22 protein-coding genes and 1 tRNA gene are annotated in these 24,575 nt (G+C 50.1%); 9 read left to right on the forward strand and 14 right to left on the reverse strand.

Annotated features, from left to right (window positions below):
• The first annotated feature begins 355 nt into the window (after positions 1–355).
• Genes ACLHIL_RS07175 through ACLHIL_RS07200 form a run of 6 tightly spaced genes read left to right on the forward strand, consistent with a single transcriptional unit; the run spans position 356 to position 5,511 of the window.
• The gene (locus tag ACLHIL_RS07175) at positions 356–742 is read left to right on the forward strand and encodes a MobC family plasmid mobilization relaxosome protein (protein WP_411297275.1); all 387 of its coding nucleotides are present in this window, start codon (positions 356–358) and stop codon (positions 740–742) included.
• Positions 687–2,141, forward strand: a complete 1,455-nt coding sequence (locus tag ACLHIL_RS07180; protein ID WP_411297276.1) for a relaxase/mobilization nuclease domain-containing protein — start codon at positions 687–689, stop codon at positions 2,139–2,141. Before ACLHIL_RS07175 ends, ACLHIL_RS07180 begins: the two co-directional genes overlap by 56 nt.
• Entirely contained in the window at positions 2,122–2,958 is an 837-nt protein-coding gene (locus ACLHIL_RS07185; protein WP_411297277.1) for a DUF3801 domain-containing protein, read from the forward strand. Before ACLHIL_RS07180 ends, ACLHIL_RS07185 begins: the two co-directional genes overlap by 20 nt.
• Positions 2,955–3,266, forward strand: a complete 312-nt coding sequence (locus ACLHIL_RS07190) for a hypothetical protein (RefSeq protein WP_411297278.1) — start codon at positions 2,955–2,957, stop codon at positions 3,264–3,266. Before ACLHIL_RS07185 ends, ACLHIL_RS07190 begins: the two co-directional genes overlap by 4 nt.
• Positions 3,263–3,778, forward strand: a complete 516-nt coding sequence (locus tag ACLHIL_RS07195) for a hypothetical protein (protein ID WP_411297279.1) — start codon at positions 3,263–3,265, stop codon at positions 3,776–3,778. The genes ACLHIL_RS07190 and ACLHIL_RS07195 overlap by 4 nt, the downstream gene beginning before the upstream one ends.
• Complete coding sequence (locus tag ACLHIL_RS07200) at positions 3,775–5,511, forward strand: VirD4-like conjugal transfer protein, CD1115 family (RefSeq protein WP_411297280.1); 1,737 nt, start codon at positions 3,775–3,777, stop codon at positions 5,509–5,511. Before ACLHIL_RS07195 ends, ACLHIL_RS07200 begins: the two co-directional genes overlap by 4 nt.
• Here the strand turns inward: ACLHIL_RS07200 and ACLHIL_RS07205 are convergent.
• From ACLHIL_RS07205 to ACLHIL_RS07255, 11 genes are all read right to left on the reverse strand, one after another.
• Positions 5,459–6,289: a hypothetical protein gene (locus ACLHIL_RS07205; protein ID WP_411297281.1), complete on the reverse strand. Its 831-nt coding sequence runs from the start codon at positions 6,287–6,289 to the stop codon at positions 5,459–5,461. The two genes, ACLHIL_RS07200 and ACLHIL_RS07205, sit on opposite strands and share 53 nt — an antisense overlap.
• Before the next feature lies 1 nt (position 6,290).
• Positions 6,291–7,799 (reverse strand): CHAP domain-containing protein, encoded by a 1,509-nt coding sequence (locus ACLHIL_RS07210; RefSeq protein WP_411297282.1) that lies wholly within the window; start codon positions 7,797–7,799, stop codon positions 6,291–6,293.
• A gap of 231 nt (positions 7,800–8,030) precedes the next feature.
• Positions 8,031–8,990: an RCC1 domain-containing protein gene (locus tag ACLHIL_RS07215; protein ID WP_411297283.1), complete on the reverse strand. Its 960-nt coding sequence runs from the start codon at positions 8,988–8,990 to the stop codon at positions 8,031–8,033.
• On the reverse strand, positions 8,980–11,403 hold the full coding sequence (locus ACLHIL_RS07220; RefSeq protein WP_411297314.1) for a VirB4-like conjugal transfer ATPase, CD1110 family: 2,424 nt from the start codon (positions 11,401–11,403) through the stop codon (positions 8,980–8,982). Before ACLHIL_RS07220 ends, ACLHIL_RS07215 begins: the two co-directional genes overlap by 11 nt.
• Entirely contained in the window at positions 11,336–11,719 is a 384-nt protein-coding gene (locus ACLHIL_RS07225; protein ID WP_411297284.1) for a PrgI family protein, read from the reverse strand. The genes ACLHIL_RS07220 and ACLHIL_RS07225 overlap by 68 nt, the downstream gene beginning before the upstream one ends.
• A 4-nt stretch (positions 11,720–11,723) precedes the next feature.
• A complete protein-coding gene (locus tag ACLHIL_RS07230) occupies positions 11,724–11,951 on the reverse strand; it encodes a hypothetical protein (protein WP_411297285.1) in 228 nt (75 codons plus the stop codon).
• Positions 11,941–12,558, reverse strand: a complete 618-nt coding sequence (locus ACLHIL_RS07235; RefSeq protein ID WP_411297286.1) for a hypothetical protein — start codon at positions 12,556–12,558, stop codon at positions 11,941–11,943. Before ACLHIL_RS07235 ends, ACLHIL_RS07230 begins: the two co-directional genes overlap by 11 nt.
• A 19-nt stretch (positions 12,559–12,577) precedes the next feature.
• On the reverse strand, positions 12,578–14,308 hold the full coding sequence (locus ACLHIL_RS07240) for a hypothetical protein (protein WP_411297287.1): 1,731 nt from the start codon (positions 14,306–14,308) through the stop codon (positions 12,578–12,580).
• A gap of 175 nt (positions 14,309–14,483) precedes the next feature.
• Positions 14,484–17,063, reverse strand: coding sequence for a VaFE repeat-containing surface-anchored protein (locus tag ACLHIL_RS07245; protein ID WP_411297288.1), 2,580 nt, complete (start codon positions 17,061–17,063; stop codon positions 14,484–14,486).
• 182 nt (positions 17,064–17,245) lie between these two features.
• Positions 17,246–18,307: a hypothetical protein gene (locus ACLHIL_RS07250; protein ID WP_411297289.1), complete on the reverse strand. Its 1,062-nt coding sequence runs from the start codon at positions 18,305–18,307 to the stop codon at positions 17,246–17,248.
• Between the two features lie 18 nt (positions 18,308–18,325).
• Complete coding sequence (locus tag ACLHIL_RS07255; protein ID WP_411297290.1) at positions 18,326–18,520, reverse strand: helix-turn-helix domain-containing protein; 195 nt, start codon at positions 18,518–18,520, stop codon at positions 18,326–18,328.
• Between the two features lie 108 nt (positions 18,521–18,628).
• Here ACLHIL_RS07255 and ACLHIL_RS07260 point away from each other — a divergent pair, with 108 nt between their 5' ends.
• Entirely contained in the window at positions 18,629–18,973 is a 345-nt protein-coding gene (locus ACLHIL_RS07260) for a helix-turn-helix domain-containing protein (RefSeq protein WP_411297315.1), read from the forward strand.
• Here ACLHIL_RS07260 and ACLHIL_RS07265 read toward each other — a convergent pair.
• A tRNA-Met gene (locus ACLHIL_RS07265) sits at positions 18,933–19,006 on the reverse strand. The two genes, ACLHIL_RS07260 and ACLHIL_RS07265, sit on opposite strands and share 41 nt — an antisense overlap.
• 713 nt (positions 19,007–19,719) lie before the next feature.
• Here ACLHIL_RS07265 and ACLHIL_RS07270 point away from each other — a divergent pair.
• Both ACLHIL_RS07270 and ACLHIL_RS07275 read left to right on the forward strand, forming a co-directional pair.
• On the forward strand, positions 19,720–21,099 hold the full coding sequence (locus ACLHIL_RS07270) for a hypothetical protein (RefSeq protein ID WP_411297291.1): 1,380 nt from the start codon (positions 19,720–19,722) through the stop codon (positions 21,097–21,099).
• Complete coding sequence (locus ACLHIL_RS07275) at positions 21,077–21,415, forward strand: PadR family transcriptional regulator (RefSeq protein WP_411297292.1); 339 nt, start codon at positions 21,077–21,079, stop codon at positions 21,413–21,415. The genes ACLHIL_RS07270 and ACLHIL_RS07275 overlap by 23 nt, the downstream gene beginning before the upstream one ends.
• A gap of 585 nt (positions 21,416–22,000) precedes the next feature.
• On the opposite strand, the gene ACLHIL_RS07280 is transcribed toward ACLHIL_RS07275, so the two are convergent.
• Both ACLHIL_RS07280 and ACLHIL_RS07285 read right to left on the reverse strand, forming a co-directional pair.
• Positions 22,001–22,879, reverse strand: coding sequence for a LysR family transcriptional regulator (locus ACLHIL_RS07280; RefSeq protein ID WP_411297293.1), 879 nt, complete (start codon positions 22,877–22,879; stop codon positions 22,001–22,003).
• A gap of 56 nt (positions 22,880–22,935) precedes the next feature.
• Positions 22,936–24,288 (reverse strand): lyase family protein, encoded by a 1,353-nt coding sequence (locus ACLHIL_RS07285; protein WP_411297294.1) that lies wholly within the window; start codon positions 24,286–24,288, stop codon positions 22,936–22,938.
• Positions 24,289–24,575 lie beyond the last annotated feature (287 nt).

The following is a 24,575-nucleotide window of genomic DNA, read 5'->3' on the forward strand; positions in this document are numbered from 1 at the left end:
CCCCCCCCCCCCCCCCCAAGCCCCAAGGCGCAGTTATGCGCACGAGCCTAAAGCAGAAGAAAAATGAGTCCTGTGATATGCGCGTGTGTACAAGTGTCTAGCAAGATCCGCACTTGTGCTCACACGAGGGCCGTGTGAGCACAAATAGTGCTACGTGTGAGCACACACTGAATCTTGTTAGGAGACCTAAAACCCTGGAAAACCGCACTGTAAACTGCGGTTATTGGTGCATTATCTGCACCAATTTTTGCTTCTAACCGCTCATCATTTTGATGAATGAGGCGGAAAAATAAGTAGTGATTTGTTGTGGTAATGGGCTAGAATGGAGGTGGCTTTTCTCCGGTTAGGGATGTTGATGTCTGCTAATCGAGAGCGGATAGTACGCAAACAAATGTACTTTTCTGCTGTGGAATGGGCTGGGATAGTGCGCCGAATGCGCACAATTGGATCGCGGAACTTCTCGCAGTTCGCCCGCGATGCGCTTCTTAGTGTGAATATTATTGTGTCTCATAAAGAGGCTAATAACCGTGCGCTTATCTCAGCTTTAGGGCGTATTGGTAATAATCTTAACCAGATTGCCCGTCAAGTTAATACAGATCAAGTAGTCACATTAAGCATTGTGCATCGCTGTCTTGAACTCATGGAAGAGATCTATCAGTTGATTCGTGAGGATATGGAAGAACGCAGTGGCTACGGTCAAGGTCTCGAAACCGATCCGAGTGAACCTACTCGGAGCGGTTAAATACGTCTGTAATGGGGACAAGACGAACGAAAAAGTGTTCGTCTCGTCTAATTGTGGCGTGCCTCAGTCGGCAGAATCTATCGTCGATGCGTTCGAGAAAACCGTCGCACGAGCAGAAAAATATCGCGCAAGTGGGGGTCAGAAAACTCTGATTAAGGCTCATCACTTTATCCAGTCATTCAAACCTGGCGAGATTAGCGCTAAGGAAGCGCACACAATTGGGTGCGCGTGGGCGGCAAAAATTGTCGGTGATGACTATGACTATGTGGTAGCCACACATGTTGACCGCGAACATATCCATAATCACCTGTTAATCAATCCGGTTCATCGTCAGACCTTGAAGCGGATTAGATTCTCGAAGAATCTGCCGAGATATTTACGTTCGTTATCCAACCAGCTTACCGAGCCACGTGGCCTTTCGGTCACACACGAGAAAGGAGAAGGAGAACAACGAGATAAAAATATTGATATTGGTGAGCGCTATCAGCGTGCAGAAGGTCGATCTTTCATTCAGATTCTCATTGCCAAAATTGAGCAATGTGTATCTGAAAACACGACGTGGGATGGCTTTATCGCGCAATTGAACTCGCTGGGAGTTGAGGTCAATATGCGTGGTAAACACATTACGTTTCGTGACATATCGGCAGGGCAAGTCAAAGCGCGGCGAGGAAAAACCATCGGAGAGGCATATACACGTCAAGCTCTTGAAGCGCGTCTTGGACATGTCGCAGCTCTTAGCTATGTGATTGATTCATCTCGTCTTGATATCAACGGTGACATGGCTCGTATCTGGATAGGGGGATCTGGGCAGTATGTTCAGGTGAAAACCGCACAGATATCACAGCGTGATGGTCAGAATATCGTGTCGTTACCTGCAACATTTCCCTTGATTGTGACTGAGAAAAATGGGAAAACGCAGCAGGTTACAGCGGCGTATCTTGCCCGATGGCTACCGCAATATGATGCTCAAACCCGTCGAGAAAAGAACGATATGACAATGTATCAACCACGGCGTCACTACTTTTGGAATCCGCACGTGGAAGAACATGGCATGACTAGCCGTGAGCGGAAACGCAACATTGGCAGGGATCGACGTATGGAGAAAGCGTCGCAAGAAATCCGTGCTCTCTTGATCTATTACACGTATTTGAAATCGAGTCAAGGAGAAAAGTCGCGCATGATCGAGAAGCTAGAGGATGATTGTCGGCGCAACGAGTCGGAGTTGTTTGCAGTTTTCAAGAGACAAAAGGCAACATCGGCCGGTGATAGCACTACCAATAAAGCATTGAAGCAACGACGAGATGAGCTTCTCAAACAACTTGATATGTATCAGCAAGTCAAAGAACTTATCGAAGGATTTAACGAAAGGAAGAAAACCAATGAGCATCATCGGCGGTGAACAGTTAGGTCATAGCGTCAGCGTCTTTGTAGGAAACACGGCAATCAGAGTTGCTGTGGGGCTTACGAACGCGAGTGCGCATACATTGAAAAACAGTGCCCGGCTTGGATTATGGACAGTATCGAGACTGCCGCACACTCAAATCTTACGTAAGAAAGGACAACTAACTGCCAAGCGTATCGTTACTCAAGGTGACGCTAGATGGCATCAAATTGATGACTCTACCGTAAATAAAGTCGTCAAAATGTTGAAGAAACTGGGCGTGGATTACGCGGTGAAAGTCGCCCCAGACGGTCAAAAATATCTTGTCCATTCAGGAAAAGATATGGAAACCGTCAAATATGCGCTTCAACAGTTAGTGAATGTTACTGAGCAGATATCCCGCGAACAGCCGCTACAAGAAGAGATCGGCACGGATGACCGCAGCATTGAACACGTCGAAAAGCTTACCGACAAACAATTAAAAGCTACCGTCAAAGAGCTTGAGAGCCAGGGCGATTACGTAATACCTGAGAGCAAAACAGTTCTTGAGTTTTCCAAGGCCTCTGAGATCGACCCGATCTTTGGAAGTGGACTGAACCTCGAAGCTACCCCTGCCACTCTAACGGGATTAACCCCTGAATCAACCACGCTCACCTCGCAGCAGGTAGGCAACGCCACATCAGCTAACCTTACCCAGCTACTAGACCAGGAGAAGAACGCAAAGATTTCCCCACAACAAATTAAGCAAGAACTCAAGCAAAAGATAGAGAAACGAACACAAAGCGTGAGCAATCCGAGTAAAAAGATTATTCCTCACCGTGGGCAGAAACGATGACCTGTCAAACGTCCATTGCTCTAGAAGGCATTATCAGTCGAGAATATCTCGTCACATCACACGCTGAACCGACAATCATGTTTTACCTGCATGTGGGAAAGACGCAGGAAGATCAACTTAACGTCCCCATCATGGTCAGCGGTCTGCGAGCACAGCACCTCATAGATTCAGGACGAATCCGCCAAGGTAATCGGTGCCTGGTGTTCGGTGTACTGCAAGATGACGGGACGGAAGATAACTCGTATGTTACTGCCAGCCTTGTTGGGTTCGATGACTTCGATCTATGGAAAGAGCTGACCCAACGGTGAATACGATACGTCTGATCGCAGATCATGCTATCCCTGAATTACCTCGCGTTCTTTCCAGCATCGGCTACATCGAACACGCAAAGATTCAACAGGTCAAACCTGAATGCTTCCTAGGCATGGGCAGAGCGGAATCAATCATTTACAGCCGTGAGGGACTATATTTCGTTAGCCAACTTCGTCCACCACAGCGCGCACTATATCGCCTGCGTATATGTTTGACCGCCTGGCAAGTAGGCGAGTCTATCAATAAGAGCCGTTATCTGCCCGTCGAGCATGAGGAGTTCCCCGTCGAGCGGGACTCTATGAGCGTGCCCGTCGAGCAGCCAATAGACGATGCCTGTCAACAAGCAGAAGTCATTGACGAGATACCACTATCATCCAGCGCTATTACACCTCCAAGTGCTGCCACCCCAGAATATGGGGAACTAATAGGCGTCGAGAAAGTGCTTGCGAATCTACAAGACCGTATTAGAAACAAACTACGTACCGCACAGGAAGGGCGACGGCTATGAATACCCGTAACCGTGTAAGGATCATACTCATTATCTGTACCGCAGTCATTGCAGGATGGGCAGGAAATAAGATTTCCTACCAAATCAGAACAGATCTTCGCATGGGAATACGGCTCAGCGATATTATCAATCGAGTATTCATTGACATCATGAATCACCCCTTGCATATCTCCACAGGCCAATACGATCTACTCATCGGCTTAGGAATATCTCTGATTGCTCTCGTCATGATGATTAATCAGATCTATAAGCGTGCCAGGCGGCGTGACGGGGAAGAACATGGCTCATCAAAATGGGCAGACCCACGTGCGTTACGCCGATTCATGAACCGGAAAGATAACACGCAGAATCTATGGTTTGCGAGCCATACGGCGCTCTCACTCGATACGCATCGCACGCAACGCAACCTCAATGCGCTGATAATCGGTTCAGCCGGTTCAGGCAAAACTCGCTACTACGTCATTCCTAATCTCGCCCAAGCCAATACCTCATTCGTAGTTACTGATCCCAAAGGTGAAATCTCTGCCGAAACCTACGATTTTATGCGACTGCAGGGATATGACGTGCGCACCTTAAATCTGATCGACTTCGCCAAGTCGGATTCATACAATCCTTTGGCTTATTTCAACCCGGAACAGCCCGAAGTCGATTGTATGGTGCTTGTCGAAAACCTGATAACCAACACCTCAGGAAAACGCCCTACCACCTATAGCGGATCAGATTTTTGGGAGAAAGCAGAACGAGCACTACTCACTGCCTTGACCTTATACGCGTATTACACCTCCGAATACCCCACCCTTGTCGAGGTAGTGGATTTACTTGCCCAAATGAAAGCATCGGAAACCGACGAAGCCTCGAAAAGCTATGTTGACCACGTTTTTGACGCCATCTACGAAACCGTAGCTGAATACGATGCTGACCCAACGAGTTACAGTGAGGAATCTAAACGCCTCATCGACGGGCTACGCTTTGCCCTGAGCCAGTACAACACTTACACCCAAGGAGCGGGAGAAACCAAGAAATCCGTCATTATCTCTCTCGGTGTACGCCTCGCACCACTACACATGACACAAATACGACGAGTGCTCTCCGCTGACACTATCGGGCTGGACACGATAGGGGATAAGAAAACAATCCTCTATCTCATCATCCCTGACACTCATGCGGCTTTCAATTTCATGGCTGCCATATTCTACGAACAACTATTCCAAACCTTAATCCTGAAAGCCGATAACAGCCCACAACGCCATCTCGATGTTCCAGTGCAGTGCTTTATGGATGAATTCCCTAACGTGGGGCGCATTCCTGCTTTTGAACGGAAAATCGCGGTCATGCGTTCACGAGGCATTTCAGTATCAGTCATCGTGCAAAACTTTGCTCAGGGTAAATCCCTATATAAAGATGACTGGGAAACCATTGTCGGTAACTGTGACTCGACCTTGTTCTTGGGTGGAACAGAAGAATCAACAACGAAATATATTTCTGGCCGGTTGGGTAAACAGACCATCATTACGGAAGATCACTCGCACAGTAAAGGGCGCAACGGGTCAGTTACACACTCAATCCGGTCAAGCGCACGCGACCTAATGGCATCCGACGAGGTTGGACGCCTTCCGACACATCTGTGTATCTATTTCCTCCGCGGCCTTCTGCCGGTAATGGATAAGAAAATGCCAGCAATTAGCCTTCCCCGAGAAAGGCCTTCGACAGGCGCGAAGAAGCGAACAAGATGAATAAGAAGAACGCAGGACCAAACAAAATAACCCCAATATTGCTCACAATATCGTGAAGTAGCGTATCTCCCGTCGAGGCTGACAGATTAAGTGAATCAAACTGGAAGAAAGAATACACCGCCAAGACAAGCACAATTGTTACCCCGTGCATTACCGCTGACGCATATCGTTTCAAAAACCCGATAGCAATATGTTTTGTCTCGACATGACCAAAGAAAACGAGAGGAAGTGTTGCGGCGGCGCTCAGAATATAGATCTCAGCAAAATACAAGAACACAATAATCTTCAATGCAAAATGTCCGAGCAGCGACATCATATACGGTAAGAATAAGATAAACATGACAGCCACCTGATCCGTCAAGCTCATATCCTCAACAGCCTCAATGACCGTAGGTGTCAACTCTTGGATATTAGCTGCAGGGGACTGTTCTTGAACTCCGCTAATAAGCGTGTGACCTATATCGTTAATTGCGGCGAGAATCAGATCAGATTTCTGGACTATCGAGATCACCACTACGGCTTTGAAGGTGAATGCTACAACGGCGGGGGTCGCTGCTTGTGATTCTTCATATCGAGAGACGATCCGGAGTAACTCTAGAAGCAAAATAGCTGATAGGAGGGTGGCAGCAATCGGTTTAACGGCTATCGAATTCACGTTCGTCACAAACGCATAGGCGTTCGCGTTGTACTGGTCAATCGACGAATACAACGCCTCAGCACCAGAAGCAAAAGCTCCTCCAACAATCGCGGTGAGCATCGCGATAATAATTGTCGTCATATTAATCCACCCTCACCACATACGGTTCAACTTTGTCAGAATTGGAATAAAACGATAAATGACGCAACCCTACGCCCCCGCCAGGAATCGCATCGATCACAGTATTTTCGCCGGCATAAATCGCTACATGGGTTAGCTCATCGAGCGATCGGGGAACACTATACGACTGGAAAAACACAATATCGCCCACCTGAGCCTGCTCTAGTGGAATCAGATGCCCGCCATACGAAGAAGAAAGAGAATACATGGCGTATTCACATTTCGCTCTAGCCGGAGGATTACCAGGAGCAGCCATCGGTAACGTAATACTTCGCCCATGAAGATACGCACGATAGGCAAGCCAGCAACAGTCAATCGACCCGTCGCCCTGCCCGCGCCCATAAGGCATTCCCATATATTGCGAGGCAGCCCCGAAAACGCTTGTCCCGTTACCTACCGTACCGGCATTACGGACAGCCAAATCAGGATTACGTCTAATAACTACCTTGCCAGTCTCAATCTCACGATTAAGCGTATCTACATCGAAAGACTCTACATAATAGGCTGCGTTACCATAATTTTCCGTATGTACTACGTCGTCATCATCAACCGAGGCAATATAGGCCACATGACCATACGGGGAATCATGACCGAGTGTGCCTGAAGCAAAAGAGATCACATCGCCTTGCTCGACGTAACCTGCATCCGTGATCGTTTCCCACCTAGAAAGATTACGCTCATCACCCCACTCGAACCCGTGCCCGCCATACGGAGTAAGAGTCGCATACGTATAAACCCAATGAGCAGGCGTGCCGCCCATATCGCGGTTCACACGCCAAAACACAAAATCTGTACAGTTGCCGTAATAATAGTTCGTCGCAGGATTAGGCGTGTTATACACTGCAGAAGGTGATCCGTCAGGATTTCGAACTTTATCACGCCACGGGTAGTCATCCCCAGCAATCATCACATGATTTCCCGCTTCATCATTCAAGACGAAATTAACTAGCCAACTGGGTAAAAAACTACACAATATCGCAATCAATACCGCCAAAATAACTATCGCCACTAACGCAATACCCACACCGCCGGATACCATGCCGACAACAGCACCAATCGCTTTCATTACTACTGTTGAAACTGCCCGCACGGCAGCGGTTGTTACTCGACGGGCAAAATATGCCTGTTTGCCACTTGCCGCACCGACAGTGCGTGATGACTTCGCCGCAGATAAATGACGAAAACGAAAACGACGAACTAGCGAATACGTTTTACCAGACGAGCCTTTTGATATGGCACGTTTACTCCGATAGACAGCAAAACGACCAACGCGACCCGCCTGACGCATAGCAGTTTTCGATGAAACCTTCGCAGCCTTACGAGATGTTTTATCGAAAACGATCTTTGCTTGCTGAAGATTATCTTCTTGCGCGGCACGATGGAAAGACTGCACATCTCGAGTCATCTTGCGAGTAGACCGGATATACGGCTTAACAAGTTTTACCTGTGAAGTACGACGAAATCGAGACATGCCCTACCAGCCCAAAACAAAAGAAAAATACAAACACATCTCGCAATCCACAGCATCTGCGTGACATAGACATAGACACGGATACGTGATTCCCCATCCGTCTCTTGATTCTCACCCGACCTGGAGGATGTTTTGTTCACGGAAGGAACCACAAAATGTCGTAACCCGAGAAGAAGAAAAACCCAATCACCTATCCCCATCTTCCCCCAGATAGCCCGATGACGCTGAAACCTACTCATCTTTAATCACCGTCGGAACCAAAATAGGAACATCCTGTGCAGAAAGCCGATGCGATTCATTTGATCCCCAACACACCAGAGCATCTTTTACGCCAGCACACGTCGAATAATCTGACGAGAGAAGAAAACTAGCAGAATCAAGAGACAGCGCAGTAGGACCAGAAGCGAGAGAACCTTGAGTACCACTGCCAAGCTGACCGTAATAATCCGACCCCCAACACCACACCTTGCCCTCAGAAAGCGCACAGGCGTGAATAGCACCAGCAACAAGATCATCAACCGGCTTACCCGCGAAAAGCTCAATCACAGTAGGGGAAAGGATTTGATCGGATTTATCACCAGCTTGCCGCCAACGATTATCACCCCAACAGGTAATCGAAGAAGCTGTTGAGGCACAGGCAAAATCTGAACCTGCAACCAGATGCTCGACGGGCGCAGACAACTCGAAATGGTGGATATTTTCCGTCCCTGCTTTACCCGTACCGAGTTGACCAAGATTATTAGCCCCCAAACAGGTAATCGAAGCGTCTTTTGCCAAGCACATAAACCCTTTACCAGAAGCAAATACCGTATCAGTAGACACAGGAGGGGTGGTGGGGGAGGGTTCGTGTTCTGCTATAGCTTGCGGTGAAGAATTACGCTGACCGACAACCTGCCACAAAAGAATCAGAACCACAACCAGCGCCGCCGCTATAGCGATAACCGCGAGACGTTTTAATGGAAAACCACGAGAAATAGTACTGCCAGCGGTTGGCTCATCGGCGGGCTGGATATAGACAATTGGAGGAAGTGGTGGGTGTTCCCCTGTTACCTGCACATATTCAACCCAGGCTCTCAGCCCAGGCCAACACGACGGGTGATCTTTTAGCGCGGCAAGAAGATCAGCAGAAAGCTCATTATCCTGCGCAATCACCCGCAAATTTTCCGGCTCTAAGGAAGGGTCAATGACCATCACTACCTACCTCGACCGTATCATTCCTATCAGCAAAACGTGTAGAAAACAGTTTGAACAAGCGAGAATGAGGATCCATCGTGTTATCAAACGGCACAGTGGACTCACCCACTCGCAGCAAACCGCATCCTGGTGAAGCGTTAACAAAATACGAACGCTGCTGGGCGGAAAGCTCAAGAAGATCTGTGAGCGTATCCGCATCGGTGGATTGCTGATTAAGCAGGAATAGCCCATCTGAGTTCGATAACATCAGCCGGGCACTTTCTGAAGCCAATAATTCTTCAATGTTTTGAGTAATCCCCGTAGCCGAGGCTCCATACTTGCGCACTCGCTTAAATAACGCTTGACAATATGACGAAGAATAAGCGTGAGAAAACAAAAGATGGAACTCGTCAATGTAGACCCATGTACGCACGCCGCGAGCCTTATTACGCACAATCTTCTGCCAGATCGTCTCCAGCACAACCATCATGCCAAACGTCTGTAATTCACTACCCAAATCCGCCGTATCGAACACGGTTAGCCGATTCGATAAATCCACATTCGTTTGCCGAGCAAACGCGCTAGCCGATCCCTTCGCATATAGTTCAAGACCAGTTGCCAGCTCTCTTGCCTCGTCAAAGTCCTGAGTCGCAAGCTCATCATGAAGGGATAACAAAGTTGGAGGCGTTGCCTCATCGGTATTCCAATAGGTCGAATACAGCCCTTGAGCGCACCGATCAATAAGTGACCGTTTCTGAGCCGATAGACCACTTGCCCCGCCAATAAGCACCTCAATAAGCGAAAGCACATAAGCGCACTTGTCACGCAGCGGATTAGATTCAGCGCTCATATCCTTATCCAAAGCTAAGGGATTAATACAGTGCGGCGAACCAGGAGAAATCACCACACGAGTCCCAGATAATTCCTGGCACAAAGCCGCATACTCTCGCTCAGGATCAATAATAAGAATCTCATCATGAGCACGCCGCAAAAATATCTGCTCAATCTCAAACTTCGCGAACTGGCTCTTGCCCGAACCCGACGTCCCAAGAATAAACCCATTAGAATTCATCGTCTGTGTTCGATCAGCAACAATCAGATTCTTCGATAAAGCGTTAACCCCATAGAAATTCCCACCCGAATCGAAAATCTCTTGAGAGGTAAACGGAATCAGTACTGCACCAACCGCAGTAGTAATCGTGCGCTTAATCGGTAAACGGCACACACCCAAAGGCAAAATTGCGTTCAACCCGTCCATTTGCATGTAGCGAAGTATTTCTAGACGGCATGAATGCTTCGCCGCTAGCCGCAATACCCGTGATGACAATTCCTTAAGCTCTGAACTATTCTCAGCCGCAATACCGATAACAATCGTGGTCTGAAATAGCTTCTCATTCGATGTTTCTAACTGGTGACGCAACTGAACTGCTTCCTCATGAGAGGCACGCAGCTCATGAGGCATCAAATCCTCGCTCAATCCCTGCTTAGCCAGTTTGCGCTGCTCACTCACCCGCTGGATATCCATCCCCGCAATCTGACGCTTCACCATCTTCAGCCCCTCAGCTTGATCTATGGGATCAAGATGGATCGAGAGGGTAAGATCTGAGGGGATAGTGGACAGCTCATTAATCAGACGATCAGAAATCCACGGTGGAAGCTGGCGTAGTACTAATGTTTGCCATAGGCGGCGCTGGCCGCCAGACCATAACTCGACGTAATCCTTATCGCGCGTATCATCTATCGCCCACGGACACACAAAATCTTTCGTGGTCAGCTTTTGCCCAGCAAGATAACCATAATCAAAATCCGGACGAACACCTGGCCGTAATAACTGCTGTAAAACCTTGATACGTTCAGCACCAGTTAAAAGACGAGCCTTACACCCGCCAACCTCACGCAACGTCGAGGCATCTTCACTGATGATCCGATTCAGCATCACCTGAGCCTCATCAAAGGAATCAGCCTCAATAGTGATCGTTAAATAACGCTGTGTCAACGTATTATTCCGACCCGTCTCAAGACGAGAAGAAATCAACCGATTATACTCAGAACGGGCATAATCCCACCCGTCACCACGGGGAGATAACGCAACCTCATCAAGAAGATCTGCCTTATCCAAAACCCGATTTAACACCGTGATCTGTAAATGCTGACCAGCAAGATGACCATTGAGAAACGCCGCATATTTCTCCACAAGCCCCTCTTGGGTAGCCGCTGGAGTAAGTGCATAATCAATATCAGAAAGCAATAATGTTGCCGAATACCGTTTAGCACTTAAATACGCCAAACCCGACTCGGTTAATGCCTCGTAGTAAATAGCATTCTGAGCACTACGCTGACGCCGACCGCCCCGTGACTTACTGTTAGCAGCCTGAGACTTCGAGTTTGGCGATCCTTTTTCTTTTTGGTGTGTGTTTTTGCTCCGAAACATCACTATCAAATTCCCTATCACAATAAATCCACGGTTGATTGTGACGCCCGCCCTGATAACGCCACCAATAACCCACATAGCGCTCAAAGGGGATGCCCATAGGGCGCACCCAGCCTAAACAAACCCCAGGTAGCGCCAAGACAGATATCGCGATCACGCCCAGATCCTCAAGCCCACGCAGGTACAGAACGGCATAACTACCAAAAAGAATCGGCAGAAACACAGCACTGACCACAAGCTGACGTACCGACATGCCCGCCAGAATTTTCGGCTGGTAAGCCGTGATCTCACGAAAGACTTTTACCTCAAGAGCCACTACATTATCCGCCAATCTTGAATGCGAGAAAATATCCCGCTAGGCTCATAACCGCTAATCCACCGAGAAACTGGAATCCATGCGTTCGCGTTTGACCGCCATTGTTGTCATTCCAGGAAAGAATAAGGTTAATAAGTCCCCATAATGCATATAATCCGCCAGCGGCTGCGACAAGTTCAGATATAACTTTAAGAAAGTCTTGTGCTGTGAATGGAACAATATCAGAAGGCATGATTCCGCCCTTTCGCCCGAGAAGCCATCACAACAACAGCTAGACCCACACATAAACTCATCGACGCCCCATACACCAGCCCATGTGAAGCCGTGTTACCCGTATAAGCCAGTCGAGAAGATGAATACTCGCTCGCGTATCCATCTACTCCTTCGTCTCGCGGAAGAACATGACTGTGACCTTCCTCGACAGGCGCGGTTAAGTGAGACGGTGTTATCGGGGTAGGTGATGGGTTAACAGGTGTGGGATCTGGCATCGGCGCAGGATCAGGCTGTGGCTGCGGCTGTGGCTCAGGTACCGGCTCTGGATCCGGGGTAGGAGATGGAGATGGTATTGGCGTCACCGGATCTGGTTCCGGATCAGGCATGGGGACAGGCAATGGATCCGGCTCACTTGGATCTGGCGGTACTGGTGGAGGGTCAACCGGATCGGGAACTGGAACAACAGGCTCAGGATCAGGTGTTGGAACTGGTGTCGGATCAGGCTCAGTTATACCAACATCGCCTGAATCCAGATGTGTAATACCTTCATCCGCATACGCCAGCGAGACGGGAAACACGCCTAATACGACAGCGCCTAGACCAACTAAAAGACGATATCTCACCATTATTTCCTTTCTTCTGCCGCTAAAGTGAACGGCTCTTATCAATAACAGGTCGTGGAGAAGATAGGGCCTGCCGCGCACAGGTGTGATTGTCAGAGGAAGAAAACGCGACAGACCCACGCTTAACATCACTTTCATCTGCTGAACGCACCTGCAAGGATTCAGCGGGAAAAGTGAAAAAATCAGATAACTCTTTATCAGGCTCAAGCCGATAACGCGCCCGAACAGTCATACATCTTTGCGCGACATCAGGATGCAAATTCTCCGGTAGATCTTCCTTGCACCCACGCACACGTAAAATCTCAAACGCGGCGCGTTCCACTTGAGATTTCCGTGTCGTAACCGCATTCTCAGCACGCTCAGATAGCACTTTGAGCGTGTTTTGCTCAACAGGATCAATCATCGGGCGTAACTCCTCAGCCTGTTGAATCCGCTTGTGCATTCCCGCAATCGTTGCTGAGGCGGCAGGCTGAATCACCGTGTTGAGCAGCTTTGCAAACTCGCCCGCCGCTTCATGTGAAATGCGTTCCCTGGCACGCGCTACACGTTGACGTAAAGCGCTACGTTCAGCAACGGGAAGCTGCTCAATCTTGCCTTCCGCAGAAACCAGCAGCATGTTGCGATGCGGTAGTGGACTGGTCAAATTCGCGTTAACACGATCAAGAATCCGGTTAATCTCGTTCTTCAACTGAGCGTGGATCTCTGAGCGCCGTTCAGCCGGACTAACAGTACGCAAAGTACGCGGCGGAACATCACGAGCGATCTGTTCCAGCCGGTAAATCACCAAGCCATCCAAATTCTGCACCTGATCCAACGCCGGAAGCGGATTAGCCGAAAGACGCTTTTGGATCATCTCGACCGTCCAGCCACGCCCCACAGCCTCGCTAGCAATGCGCTCAATCCGCGCCCGCCCACTCGCCGTGAGCAAAGCCCAAATCTTTTCCGAAAACAACACCGAACCATCCACACCAGGAACGCCATCAGCAGAATCACGTGCCAGTTTTTCACCCGCGCCTGGTGGATGGTTGGGTAGACCGAAATTACGAAGTAATTTTGGTTTGGAAATATCTTTAGATATTTGTGCGGCGTCTGACCGTGCCACGGTAGAACGCCGCACGGTGTGACCAGCAGTTTTACTGTTTTCCGCTGGCGAAATGTGCTCAACGCTCTCAGATGAACGTGAGGATTCATTCTCGCTTTCACCCAGCGAGCTACTCTGCGTACTCGCATGTGGTTTACGTTGAGCAGTTGACCGTGTACTTCGACTACTACTCATTTTCAACATGCGCATCGAATCCGGACGCGATTGCTCTAACTGCTCATCGCGCTGATTAAGATCGCCAACCTGGATGGAGTTAACGTCAAATTCCGGATGAGACGTGCACCGCAACACTGTGACAGGAATATAGGCACGATTAGCAATCCGTAACTGAACCTCGTTAAACGCCTCGCTAGGACTCAACGGATAATCAGAAATAATCGTCAACTCGCGCAGTTTGCCCTCTCGATCCCGTACCAGAAAACGAAAACGAAGATTAAGGGACTCCAGCTCTAAAAGAGCGCTACGCACACCACGCTCACCAAGCCCGTGAGTATCAGCAAGGTTTCGATATCCTAACTTCGTTCCGGGCTTCAATGCCAAACACACAGCTAAAACACCAAGAGCCGTGTAGGAAAGCTTATCGTTATGAACAATCTCGTTCGGTAAAACGACCGCGCCCCGGCGGACAACAAAATAATCTGCCGATGACATAACAACACATCCTCATCATGACGGAGTAAATTTCATGACCTACCAGCACACCAACTCGTAACAACGACACCGATGTATCTGGGGACTATCTATCTAAGATGCGAACAAAGCACCTGCCCGAGGGTAGATAGCCCGCACAGTACAGGCAGGCTATCTACCCAGTAACTAGCAATGCTTAGGAGACTAACTTGCGGCGCAAAAGCCACACGCCACCCGCAATGAAAGCGGCAGCGCTACCAGCTAGCACGCCTGCAGATGCGCCAGTATGCGGTAATCCTGGCGTCGGAGGGACAGGGGGAGTAGGCGGCTTCGGTCCAACCTCAACCGTCTGATCCTCATCACTCAGATCATGATGAACACCAACAGTCACCCCATCGTGAAGGACGTCCTCGAAAACGACAACTTTCTTGCCCGCCAACTTCGAGGCGTTAAAGGAAATATCCACCTCAGCACACTCATCAGCAGATGAGGGAACAAATACGGTAGTGACCGTCACCGGATTGCCTGACTCATCCACAACAGGAGAACCATCAGAAAGCATCAACGCCGTCACAATCTCGTAACGAGTACCAGGCTTGAGTGACTTACGCGCATCACACACCCGATCATGAATCACCTGGTCAGGCTCAGGCTTAACCGTCTTATCCCCATCAGCCTTATCGCTCGCCGTTGTTTTCAACTCAGGAGACGGCTCAAACGGAATCGTCTGATCCTTATCCTCAATATCAGCATGGATCACAATATCGCGACCCTCACGCGAAAGAGTCTCAAACGCCACCGTTTCCTTACCTGCAAATAGCGCAGCGTCCACAGTGAACTCGACTTTAACTGTGCCGTTAGCTGTTTCGGGCGTAAATGTAGCCGAAGAAGTAATCGGCTTACCCGTGGCATCTGTCAACGGCTTGCTGGTTGCTTTATCCATCAACGTACCCGTCACCGTGTACTCTTTACCTGGCTCAAGCTGGGTATAAGCAACCACATCGGTCAGCGTGCGAGTCCCATAACCTGGCACCGGATCACGCGAACCCTCATACATCAACGTCGTATGAATATCAGGCTCAGGCTTAACACGGAACTGTTCCGTCGTATCAGTAGCCGACGTAGTAAGCGGGGCAACCCGGCTATCACCATCAAAAACCGTGATAAACACATACGTGCCCGCAACTAGCTTGCCTTGATCGTCCGTCTTGACCCGGAAATCATTAGACCCTAACGACGGATAAAAACCATTCTTCGCCGGAACTGTAACCTCGCCAATCAGCTCAGCCTTGCCCACATTCTCATCACTAACTTCTAAAGACTCAGGAAAGAACACTAGCCGCTGAACCATCGAGGCAACATCAGCCTTAAACCGACCGTCACCCGCAAACGAGCCATGATCGGCAGGGAAACCCTTCACCCACACATCATCAACCAGATACGAACCCGACTTCGTATCACGAACCGCCGCAGACGAATCAATCTCGACCTTATGACGATACGAAACCGTCTCATCGGCAACCCCGTACCCATCCGACCAGTCACCATGAATCAACTCACGGTACTGTTCGGGCTGATCGGCTTTCACCACCTGCCACACCACCGTGGCAAACCCAGGCTTCGCCGCAGTAAACGACGCCTTCAGTTCGCCCGGGCCCTTAGCCGTAACCGTCTGGCTACCAATCACCTCAGCACCATCAGGAACAGTCCCTTGAACTGGAGGAGTAAGCCCCGCATAATACGCCGTCACCTTATACGTCACCGGCACAGGCTTGCCGTCGAGCACTAGCCACTGCCCATCACCATAGGTCGGATTAGCAGAAGCAGTAAACGAATCCGTAAACGAACCATCATCACTAATCGGCTCAACATGCGAAACACCCTGCGGCTGGAAATCAAACATCACCCGCCACGACGGACCAGGAACAGTCACCTCGACAGGATCAGACGCTGGACGATTACCATACGAAAGCATGTCCTGCACCTGACCATTCGCACCAAACCGCGTCAAAGTACGACGGTGAGGAGTCTGAGCAATCCAACTCGCTGAAACAACACCATTTCCCGTTGAACTCCATGACAAAGAAACGGGCTGATTACTTGTCGTACCAGTCCATGTATTTGTACCAGTAGCGTCAAAAACCGCTGGACCATTCAATGTAACAGTGATGGGATAGCCTGCAAGCCAGATATTGTTATTATCGGGGTGAATACCAATGTTATGAATGTTTCCGACGCGCTTACCGTCGCCCTCAACTGCGCCCGACTCGTAGCCGACGGCTGCAGAATTACGAGCCTCCTGAACATATTGACGAGCACGCTCTTCAGCTTGAGGAGCTTGACGGCGAGTGGCTTCAACAAGCTCATTGACATGCTTTTGTGCATCGAAACCATTCTTCGGCTGCTCAAAATTCAAATGAATCAAGTACGAAAGAGCTGCAAGATTTACATCATCTTTCGTATTGCGTTGATACTTATTCAGTAAATACGCCATCTGAGGGGTTTCGAGATCAAACTCATCGGGACCCCACTTATAGGAATCAGTCAAAGTGGCAATGGATACCATCTCGTTGCGCCCTGGATCAGCCATCTTCGCATTGACACAGAACAGTGGATATTCCTCAACCGGAGTTCCGTTAATAGATGGAGTCTCAACATAGTGTGGGCCTAGACGGAAATCGCCATACGGAGTAAAACCGGGAAGTGAGATACCCCGACCAACCGAATCGTTCCAATCAGCTTCAGCCTGCATACTTCCCATACCTGAGAATGTCATGAGACCTGCAATAGCAACGGCGAAAATTCCGCCAAAAGCGCGGCGCTTGTACCGCGAACGCCTATAAACATGCATAATAGACGTGAATCCTTTCAGTTTTCGATAGTTTGGATATGTTTCGACAAATTGGGAGATTCAGACCGGATATCTGCTGCAACAGGTATCCGGTCATCTTCTATTAATTACGGACATTCATAGACCCACCCGTTTCCTTCGGTGTCCATACCGCCGCATAAGAGACCGCCAGTTGACGTGTCTACCCAGCCGCCGCCGAGATTATCGCCGGGATTGCTGTAGTAGCTCTTGTTGATTGCCTCCTCGCGGGAGGCAGCATTGTCATTGCTAGATGAGTAGTTGGACGGTGGCGGGGTGGTGTTGAGATTCCCGCCACCAAGACTAGATGAACCCGAAGCCGAGTAGCCACGCCCGGATGCTGTATTGGTTTCAGTACGCGCAGCCGCCAAAGCCTGCTCCTGAGCTGCCGCCGCAGCAGCGGCAGCTTGAGCTTCGTTAATTGCGCCAAGACGGCTAGCCGTTAACGCTCTACGCGCGTCATCAACAGCAGACATGTCACGAGTCAGATCACCAAAAAAGTTCGATAGCTCAAGAACGGTAACGCCACTATCTTTCATTGCGTGATCGGCACGCTCCACGCTTGTAGCTAGCGCATCACGCGCTGTTTTCAACTGGCTAGCAAGCTGAGCGAAATGCTCTTGACCGGCAACCTCACCAAGTACGCCATCGACCTCACCGACAATACCAGCAGCATCCTTATACACGAGAGATAGTTGCCTATCCTTATAGTTCTCCGCATTCGTTTTAATCAACTCGTCAGCACGTGAGAGAACTGGGGGAAACGAAGTAGATAACTCACGAACCTTCGCCGTCGTATCAGTCAGCGTTGCTTGAGCCGAGGCAAATGCTCCCTTGTCCGCGCTCTCCACATCAATCTTCGACTGGTCAAGCGCAGTTTTCCCCTCAGCAACCAGCTCAGAGATTGTCTGACACAAAGCCTTATCGCCAACATTAATATCGCAGCCTTCTACCAGACTCTCACCCTTATCAACCGAGGGGGCTAAGGCTTCAGAAGCAGCAGCATACTCATCCCACGCAGCCTCGTACTCGTCGCGCGCAGCGTCGCCACCGCTGAAACGCCATAACAGCAGCATGCCAAGCATGACTACACATACCCCGACTATGCCGAGTGCGCCAGCAATATGAGGTTTAGAGGAAAGACGAAGCATTACGAGTTCCTTTGCAAATCATTTTCTGTTAACTAAATCTTTAGCCTTCACCGGAAGCATCATCTCTTCTACTGCCGAGCGAGGAATCCGATACGTTCCACTCGGAAGCCGTATCGCTTCGAGGCGGCCTGAACAAATCCAGACCCGAACGGTATGAGGAGTGGTATCTACCATGTCGGCCACCTGAGCCACTGTTACAAAGTTACCAGCCATCAACCCTCCTCTCTTGTCGTTTCCTATAAGAAATTATATTAGTCATCAAGGTTTGATCCTCTAAGTATATTCATCGTAGAAACGAGTTATACATGTTAGAATCGGATCATGTCCCTGGATCAAGAATACATTGAAAAACTATCTGTCGATAGCTATATAGGTGAGCGGGTACACCTTTGGCTACGCCGACGCGGGCATTCCCAGGTCGAATTGTCCGAATATCTAGGGATGACGCAAGCCTCAGTCTCACGAAAAATGAAAGGCAAAACAGCGTGGACGGCAACGAATATTTATCACGTTGCGCAGTTTCTTCAGGTGTCAGTTTCTGAGTTATTTCCAAGCGAAAATGCCTATCGCCTAGATGTAGAAACAGCCTCGGAATCGCTAGATCCCAAGGCTGAATTTCACTTAGTGGCGGGGGCAGGATTTGAACCTACGACCTCCGGGTTATGAGCCCGGCGAGCTACCGAGCTGCTCCACCCCGCGTCGGCTGTTCCAGTCTAGGGAGAAGATCGCGCTAATACAAGGTGGAGTAGGGTGCCCTTTCTCACGATTGTCTGGGTGAAGCTCATTTTTATCTGGTTAAGACGTTGAATGTGAGGGTTAGGTGGCGTGCAATGCTGGGGGGGGGATTGGTGGTAGCTCGATAGTAGGTAGCCATATCAATACGGCGAGATTTGATAGCTGGTAGCTGGCATCGGGGAGGGCTTGCCATTGGGCGTGGTTATTGGGTGATTAGAGGTGGAGTTGCTACGGGGTGCGCAGCTATTGGCGGTCAGGGCTGTGGCGGTTGATGGTTGTCAACACTTAATGGTGATTAGTGGTTGGTGGCTAGCAACTTGGCAAGCACTGGCAATCATAGTTATTTGATGGGTGATGTGAGGGGCTGGTGATAGCTGTGCTAAAGAGTGTTCCTCGTAGCTGTAGATGATTGCCAGCGCCATTTGCGTCGGTATTAGTTTTGTTGTGCTTCATTTAGCCCTCGCCTGGGTGGGGGACTCCGTGAGCGCTATCTCCTTGGCTAGCTCTGAGTTTTCGCCTTATTATTACCTTCAAATTATTGACCTAGATATGATTATATACTAGTCTGAAAATGAACCTAGTTGCTAGTTGCTAGTTGCTAGTTGCTAGTTGCTAGTTGCTAGTTGCTAGTTGCTGGTTGCTAGTTGCTAGTTGCTAGTTGCGAGGAGGTGCTATAAATGGCCAAGGACTACGAAGCAAACTGGCATGAAAGCCTGAAAGAACGTTCTGCGTCTGATTGCGTATCAGGTGCCCAAAGCTGCGATGATGTTTTAACAACTGGCGTTTCGGCGACCGGCGTTTCATCAGCCGATGTCTTAGCAGCGGATAGTTCATCAGCCGATGTCTTAGTGACGGACGGTTCAGCGACCGATACTTCAACAACCGACCGTCCAATAACTGATCTTCCGGCGGTTGACGTTTCGCCAACAGGTGTTCCAACAGCCAGCGGCTCGATAAGCGATCTTCCGGCAACCAGATCTTCAACAGCCGATCTTCCAGCAGCTAACCTCGCAACAAATGATGTTCCGGCAACCCACGAGGTTACCGGCAGCCAAACATCGCACGATGGTGCAAAGTCTGATGAGTCCGGTGATGATCCGAGTCACGTCTACCTTACGGGAACTCGGGATACGCTCAGGCAGATCGCCGCTACCCTCTCGCCAGTGTGTTACACGATCCCCATCGTCCTCGCCCTGATGAGCATGTGTGAGGGTAACGGGTCGATGACTATTAGCCTCAATCTTTCTCTTATCTCCGGCATTATTTTGGGGTACCTGATATTCATTTCCGTTGTGGTCTGTACCTGGCTGTACACGCACCGTTCCCTGTGGATAGCCCTCCTGGGGGTGGTCTGCGCAACAGTGCCATGTGTTGGTTTGCTTTTCGGTTTCAGAAAAACCATGGGAGACGCTCGTATGCTTGCGGTATGGGGGCGGATGAATTCGCTCTTGTTCTTAGGGGGCGTCGTCGCATTAGGTGTTCTGATTTCTGTTGTGCTTAACCGATCGGCCAAACGAGAAAAACGACGTATTGAGTCGCGGCTCTTGGATCTGCGGATACACCATGACGTTGCCGCATTGAATAACGAGTGGTTTGCCGAGTTGGAAATCGCGTTACGGCGTGACTATCTCATGGACGAGCGAACCTTAGATTCTCAGATTCGCGAATTGCGCCAACATCTTGATTGTGCCAGCCAGGAATCCGGGCGGGTGTGTAGCACTGAGGAAGAATTCGGTGACGTCCGTCAGTTCGCGGCAGAATTAGCGGAAAATAGTCGGCATACGGTCATGCGGAACATGACGTACTCGGTGCTAGGATATGGCTTCGGGCTCATCGTCTTTGTCGCATCGTGGGCGCTGTGCTTGCGTGAGGTTATCCTTGGTGAATTGACCTCATGGGCTGTGATACAGCTCGTCGTGGCAGGGCTATTGGCAGTGATTTTCGCTGTGGCATTTTTCCGGCAACTGCGGGTGTGGCGTGCGGTACGCCAGAAAGGTTTATCTGGGCTTAAGGCCGAGGCGCGAGGAGAAACGGGTGAGATCAGTGTCGAAGATTAGCCTTGGCGCTGGTGCGGAATGGCAACGCAGCTTGCTGCCATTTCTGCTGATGAAGGAGATGGCCAAAAGCCCGGGGCATGGATATGGCCTGGCTCAACGTCTTGCCAATGCCGGTTTTTATAAAGTCGCCGGTGCGAAGCTTTACCCGGCTCTTAATCGCTTAGAGTCCGACGGTTTGTGTTGCGCGACGTGGGAAGGTGGAGAAGGTGGGCCAGGGCGGAAGGTCTATCGGCTGACGGAGCTAGGGCGTCAAGCTCTCGCGGAACAAAGCCGTGCTTGGAGCGAGCTCGTTGATCGGATTGCCGCTCTTGGCTAGTTAGCTTGTGCAAGCGTTGAGGAGGCAACACATTGCTGAGCTGCGAACCTGCACATAGGGCGGGCTCAAGTACTCTCCGTGTTTGAGCTATGGTTGGTGTATTCCGCGCGACCTCGTGACTACGAAAATAAAGGAACTGTAGGTGAGTGTGTAGGGCAGTAGAGGCTTAAATTTGTGGGTAGTGCTTTGCCAGGTTTAGCGTCGTTGCCTCGCTTTTCTCGCGCTATTAAATCGCTCAACTGAGCGGTGTTACGCTTTTCAGCCTGACGTCAATTCCCTCAGTTCACTAGGGCTTCGGGGGGGGAAAAAAAGAGAAAAAGGAAAGAGGGAAAAGGCATGTTCTGGTTAGCTAAATCCGACGGGGTATCCGTCGTTTCCCCAATCTGGCGGTCTTAGTAAAATTTTAGCCGGCGTCCTCACGCGTCTTGATGTCTTGATATTAGTGGCGTTTGGTGTCGCATTATTGCTGTATTCAAGCGGCTATCCCCGCTTCGCTAGACTTGGCTCAAGGAAAACCAGGCGCAATAAAATTTGCGTTATCCTCCGTCTGCCGCAAACTAGCCTTGCGCCCTAACTCCCTGATTCCTAAATGCCCTCAATTTTGGCAGTGATACGGTCGAGAAGATGGCGAACCACGCCCTCAATAGGCAGGTGTGAGGAAACGAAAATAGATACCACTTCAGAAAGCTCAGGTTCAGTGCGAACCGGCACTGCCTCAGAGGTCAATTGTGAGACGTTCTCCGTAGAAAATGCCACCGCCGCATCGCGCCCAGCCAGCGCAAATAGCGTTGTGAGCTGAACTGTCCAATGAACGATTTGTGGATGCACCCCGTGGGAGCGGATCTCATCAAGAATAATATTAGAAATCTGCGCCCCGGCGCCCATAAGAACGAACGGATACCCATCAAAATCAGCGAGATTCACTCGGCTAGCTTGAGCTATTGGAGACTGTGGGGAAACGTAGGCAACGATAGGGACGGCGACCTGCGTCCACAATGTACAGCCAGAGGGAATAGTCGGAGTGATAGCGACAGCAATATCCACCTGCCCCTTTTCAACTTCCTCCAAGACTTGTGCCGTTGCACCTTCAGTAATAACCAGATCAATCTCGGGATGTTCTGGGATGAAATTCTCCAACAGGTCGATAATGGCATACATGCCTACGATCGGCGGGATAGCGATGCGCAAGCGACGTGGTCCCTCACAGCTCGCTGCGCGCGCTGCGGTTACTGCTTCGTCAATGCGGGCCAATATCGCCTCAGCGCGGGGGAGCAGCTCCCGCCCAGCAACTGTGGCTTGAACCCCTGCCGGAGATCGGGACAGCAGTGGTGCCCCGATCTCCGTTTCGAGTTTCCGCAGGGAAACAGAGATAGCTGGTTGAGAAACGTTGAGAGTATCTGACGCCGCTGTAATGCTCCCGAGCCGTACAACTTCTACGAAGTAGGTGAGTTGCCGAATATCCATAACCCCAGCTTATCCCGAAAATCTCCGAAAGCTTTTATCGGTTTAGAAAATGGAATCTACTTCTGTGAGCTCTCGGTATTTTCTGCCGTTTCTTGGGCGATGCGTGCACTGATTCCGACGTACCAATCAGGTTCGGCTAAGGCATCCAGATCTTCACCGGCTAACTGCTCAGCAATATCAGGATACCGGGCAACGAAATCGCTGAGCGTTATCCCATTAGCTAGCCATTCTTTCGCAAATTCCTGCAGAAGATCATGAGCTACCTCGTGTCCGATTGCCGGAGCAAGCCGCATCATCAGCCCCTCCGTCACGATGAGTGGACCTTCCGCGCGAGCATTGCGGGCTAAACGTTCGGCGTCAATCCGGATACGCGGTATGAGCGCAGTGAGATCTGTGATGGCCTTGTGAACGAAAGTAAATACTCGCGGTAGCACGTCGCGCTCGATTTCAAACTGACGCGGATCGCGCTCAAGCAAATCTGCAGGTTGGGCAAGGAGCGAAATGGCAGAACCAACGGCCAGCCGAGCATTCGAAGTGACCTGTAAAGTCGCGAAAGGATTACGCTTTTGCGGCATTGTTGTCGATCCAGAGGTGTGCATATCGAGCACCTCGGCGGCTTCCCGCAATTCAGTGCGTTGCATTTCAAAGAGATCATCTGAGACTTTTGATAGCGAACGAGCCAGAACCGCCAACATTGCCATCATCGCAGTATACGAATCGCGCGAGGAATGCCAGGTAACCAGATCGAAACGTAAATCGAGACGTTCGGCAAGTTTGCGGGCATAGCTTTCCTCAGCCGCACCGAATGACGCGTATGTGCCTGCCGCCCCAGAGAACTGAGCGCAGAGAATTCGCTTGCGTTCTTCGTTGATACGTTCCCGATCGCGGCGCAATTCGCTAAGCCAGCGTGCTCCGCGCAACCCTAACGTGCCCGGCACTGCCAATTGGCCGTTAGTGCGCTGTGCAGTGACGGTGTGCGCGTGATCAAGAGTGAACCTGCATATTTGTGCATCGAGATCGGCAAGTGCTGTATCAATGAGATCAAGCGCGCGGCGAATCTGAAGGACGCGTCCCGTATCGAGAATATCTTGCGTGGTCGCCCCGAAATGGACCCACGGTTTGCCCGCATCTGACATGTGTGCCCGTAGATTATCTAAAGCAATGATGAGAGGGTGGCCAGCACTGCGGCTCGTCATCTCTGCGACGCGCTCGTCGTCAACCGTGGCGGCTTCTTCAATGGCTGCCACAGCCGATACTGGAATCGCGCCCAACTCAGCTTGCGCCTGGGCCAGAGCGACTTCCACGTCATACCAGGATTGAATGGTTGCTTTTTCGCTCCACACCTCATGCATCTGGGTGGTGGAGTAGTTTGCCCGCGTCAGAGCACTATCAGGTAAAGACAAAGCCATGAGATTCCCCTTCTCGGTTCATCTGATCTTGTTCGATTGATGATGTTTTAGGTTATGTGTTTGCCGTTCTACATTCCGACCGACGCTGGCCGGTTGCGTATTTTTAGCCTAGAAACAAGACGAATATGACATGTAATAGTTTTTCTCTATAGTGCATTTTAAAAAATTCATCATGACGTGAAGAAAAATTTTGCTAATGCCCTATAACCAGGGATGATTATCTCTCGACGGCGAGCTGCCGTAGCCTCTAAACAGAAAAAAGATCGCAGCAAGGACGCTGCGTTATC

The sequence above is a fragment of the Trueperella sp. LYQ143 genome, from assembly GCF_046599595.1.
In the GTDB taxonomy this organism is placed as follows: Bacteria; Actinomycetota; Actinomycetes; order Actinomycetales; family Actinomycetaceae; genus Trueperella.